The following is a 3920-nucleotide window of genomic DNA, read 5'->3' as shown; positions in this document are numbered from 1 at the left end:
GTACATCCACCGCCCATCCCGCACAAGGTTGCCGTCCAGATCGTGGATCAGCAGCTCCGGCGTCTGCGCCACAAAGGCCGACCGCGTCTCCGACTGCACCCGGTCCGGTTGGCCCCGCACCACGCCCAGGTTCGTAATCACCGCCCACACCGATCCCGTCGCGTTGTTCACCAAGGCCTCACCGTACCAGTACCGTCCCTGCTGAATCGCCCGCGCCCATTCGTTGCTCCCCCACCACAACGTCACCGTCGCCGCCTCCCCCGCCTCTTTCAAGCCGCCCACCTCCAAAATCGCCACGGCCTGATTGCCTTCAGGGACTCTGGCCCTTCAGCCTCCACGGCGGCGGCTCCACTCCATCGCTCACCTTACCCACAACTCGAGGCGACGCCAGCGATCCCAAGGGCGGGTAGTGATACAGCACTTCACCGTTTCTCAACACCATCACGCCATTCGTCATTACAATACACCCGTTAACCACGCAAATCCGTTCGTAGTACAGACTCACTCCACCCAGCTCAATTGCCCGCCAGTAGTTGCTCATCTGCGGTAGAAACCAGTTCTGGCTGCGAACCTCCTCGTCGATTTGCGCACACCAGTTCGTATCCACATCTGGCTTGTTCGTCTGCCCCAAGGCCAACGACACTACGGTATTGTCCCTGCTCCATCGTACTCCTGCTAGATACCAATATCCGCGCAACCCAACAGGCTCCATGCGTTCAATCACTCTGGCCGACTGAGGATCCAGAAAGTCCAGCAACAGATCTGGACGCTCTCTTTCCAGCCGACCACCTCCCAGCATCCAGACGACCGCACAGGCTGTCATGATGCGGATCACCCACTGCGCTCCACTCAACCATCTCACTGACCACTGCACTCGCGAGCGCACGGCGGTGGACCACCCGTCTGCCTTCAGATTCCCTTCCATGTCGTCTCGTTCCTTCCCGCTGACCTCAACCACACCGACAGCGTCTCATCGTCTTTCAACAACCTGCGAACCCAAACAAAAATGCTACCCGAAAACCATCTACAGTACGAGTCGTCTTTGGCAGCAGCAGTGCAGCACTGCGACCGATTGCCTGACATGGAACAGCCTGCACCTCTGCATATGCTCACCCCACTCTGCCTGCTACGCTTCTCGCAATTCCTCTCTCCGGTCCCAACACCCATGCAACCCTCCAAGGTCATTTTCCAGCTTTACCCCCGGGTCCTCTCCTACCTCACCGACCGAGCTGTTGCCTGCCTGCTCCACAACGTTCTGCTCTCTGCTCTGTCGCCTGAACATCTGCTCCCCCGCCATCCCTTGGCGCGCTTCCCTGCTCATGCCTCCGCGAATGCTCGCCCAAAAGTTCGAACTGCCTTATGTACTTGCACGCGCACGCCGTTTTAGCGGTACCCGGCCAACTTCCGGGAGCAATGCCCAAAGGCCGGCCCACTCTGGCTCAATCCTCTCCGGCGGTCCCCGCGGTGATCACTGCCCGACGATCCTCCGGCTCGCAGCGCACGCAACGTGCCATTCCAGTAGCAACAGCGCCCCTCTTCCATCACCACTTTCCACAACCAGGAAGTGGCGCACCGCCTCAGCACCGGGGAGACCTCCGCTCGACACTCATTCTGCGCGCCCCTTGCCCATGCCGCAGGTCCGATCATGGCAACACTCCAGTGCCTTCTTCCCGTTCCGCCCCACCAATCTCTCCCCACGGCGCGCGGTCCACCCACATCTCCTCAAGGAGTCCCCGCGATCGTCCAGATCCGGCCATCCCGCAGGATCGCCACCCCGAAGCCCATCTCAAGTCCATCGGTGCCATTTCTGAACGAGTATGTGCAATAGAATAAACGTCCCCGTCCCAGCGCCTCGCAGTACGGAAGAGGATATTCGATTCTGTCGGGTGTCAGGTGGGCTAACCGGTTTTCCAGCCAGCTTTTCAATCGAGCCGGATCTTCCGCTCTTCGTACGAAGCCACTCACCACTCCCTGTGCCAGCGCATCTGCAAACGTAGCCTGGGCCCTCACAAACTCAGGCGACAACGGCTCGAAGGCGGTGTACCACACCGCCTGCTCCGCATATAACCGTCGGAACAGTGCAACTTCCATTCTATACACCTCGGGCAACTGCTGGCGGTCCCGCTCCTCAGTCGTTACCAGCCACCACACTGCAGCCAGAACCAGCATCTCTGTCACACATGCGACTACTCTCATCCGTGCCCGCATAGCGTCGCCCGCCTGGTCAAAGGTCTAATTCCGAGGGCTGTCGGATTCCGGTGTCACCCGCACACTGCTCTACCGAGCATCGCGGCATCGTCTGCAAAACCGCCCAACATCCGACCACGCGGAACACTTTGAATGCCCCAGCTCACTCCACCCCATGAGAACGTGAACAGGGCGCCATCCTGCGGCAACTTTCTCAAAAGCGTGTCTTCAAACCTCATCTCGGAAGGCCCCTGCCACGCCGTCCTGAACCTTGGATGCTCCAACAGACGAACGCCGGTGTCGGGCATCTCGGGTGTCTGTGAATTCGCCACCACGAATCGACCCTGCCTATTCCTGCAGAGTTCCTGAGCTTCTCCGCAAGCCTTCGCCTCCTGCAAGGCTTTTCGCCTGAGCCAGTATTGCACCCCCGCCTTGTCCTCCCTGACCTGGCTGACACTCCTCTGGCCAAGCCCCAGACGGAACTGCATTCCTTTCCAACACATCCTCGAGCAAGAACAGCCCCGGTTGGGTTCCTGCTGCAGCTTCCTGTTGAGCGCTGCTGGAGCATCTTTATGACCACGAACCCCGCCCATGGTCGGACGTGAGGACAACGCACCTTCGCAGCGTCGCAGACATCTGCTAGAACCGGCACGCACAGCACTCCCGGAAGGGCACCCATCTACAGTCTATTCTTAACTTGTCGAGTTCGACGTTGACATCAAGATCCATGCCATACCAGGTTTCTGTGGCCTTTACGAGGATTGGTATCTCAATGGCTACACTTATTGGCTTCTCATGTCTGCACTCGAATGTGCCTGCACCGAGTGCGAATCCAGAGGGCTCCCATCCCGGCCCGCCAAGGCAATCGCTGACACACCCTATAAACCGCGTCCATTGTTCTCCTGCCTTCAGCAGGTCGTCCGAATACCATTGGCTCGCTTCTGGAACGCGTTGGGGCGGCGGAAGCTCGTCCTGCTCGGCACACCATTTCTTTAGTTTTCCACAGATGTCTATCCCAGCGAGCTTCGCCTTAAGCCAGTCAACAGCGCTCGTTTCCAATGCGCACGTCACGAGGCACTTGCGAATATCCTTGATCGGTGGCCTGGGGCGGCTCGGAGGCCGCCGGGGAGGACGTCGAGGGCCTCTAGGCTGCTCGGTGTGCGGCCTGTGTGCGGAGAGCCCGTAGCCGTCCAACGTCGCAATGGCCGCATTATCAACCGCGGCGTGAAGATTTGCCGAGGCAGTTTCTTCCACCGGATCCCTGCTCAACCACCGGCCCAAGCTGGGACTATACGCCCGGTATTCGTAAAGCACCAGCCCCGTGAAATCTTCGGTGCGTTTGGTGCTGAAACGGAAGGGATTGAATCGGGCCGCAGGGCCGCTCAGGCGCAACTGCTCGCCAAAGGGACCGTATTCGTACCGGGCGGTTTCGGTGCCGGTGGAGCCAGACACCAAGTTCCACACGTTCCCGATGCCGTCGTAGCGGACGAAGTGGGTACCCGCGGCAGGGCCGGTGGCGGCCCGAACCCAGAGAAGACCACCCACACCACCGGCGCCGTCGAGAGTTTCCGACAAGTCCAAGCCCCAGATGTACCCACGCACCAAGGCGTTGTTCGTGGCATTCAGTTCGGCGATGTGCCGGCCGAAGAGGACGGGATCACTGACGAACTTCAAGTCCTCCACCACCTGCCACACCCCGTTGCTCAAGACGTACGAAGTCTGCCGCACCCGCC

At 59.9% G+C, this 3920-nt stretch carries 4 protein-coding genes; all 4 read right to left on the bottom strand.

The features are described 5' to 3' along the window. The coding region (locus tag ACPDIX_RS14905) for a hypothetical protein (protein ID WP_423432596.1) at positions 1-297 on the bottom strand (297 nt) is incomplete at its 3' end. 13 nt (positions 298-310) lie between these two features. Next, positions 311-925, bottom strand: a complete 615-nt coding sequence (locus ACPDIX_RS14900) for a hypothetical protein (RefSeq protein ID WP_423432595.1) — start codon at positions 923-925, stop codon at positions 311-313. Positions 926-1722: 797 nt separating this feature from the next. After that, positions 1723-2178, bottom strand: a complete 456-nt coding sequence (locus tag ACPDIX_RS14895) for a hypothetical protein (protein ID WP_423432594.1) — start codon at positions 2176-2178, stop codon at positions 1723-1725. A 648-nt stretch (positions 2179-2826) separates the two neighbouring features. Beyond that, positions 2827-3920, bottom strand: a 1094-nt coding sequence (locus ACPDIX_RS14890) for an RHS repeat domain-containing protein (RefSeq protein WP_423432593.1), incomplete at its 5' end; no start/stop codon positions are given.

The organism is Limisphaera sp. 4302-co (assembly GCF_049537155.1).
Classification (GTDB): domain Bacteria; phylum Verrucomicrobiota; class Verrucomicrobiia; order Limisphaerales; family Limisphaeraceae; genus Limisphaera.
Note: the sequence above shows the minus strand (reverse complement) of the source record. Positions and strands in the feature narration are given on the sequence as shown.

Excerpts from the sequence above, each read along its gene's own strand:
- ACPDIX_RS14900 (WP_423432595.1), bottom strand. The coding sequence starts at position 925 with ATGGAAGGGAATCTGAAGGCAGACGGGTGGTCCACCGCCGTGCGCTCG.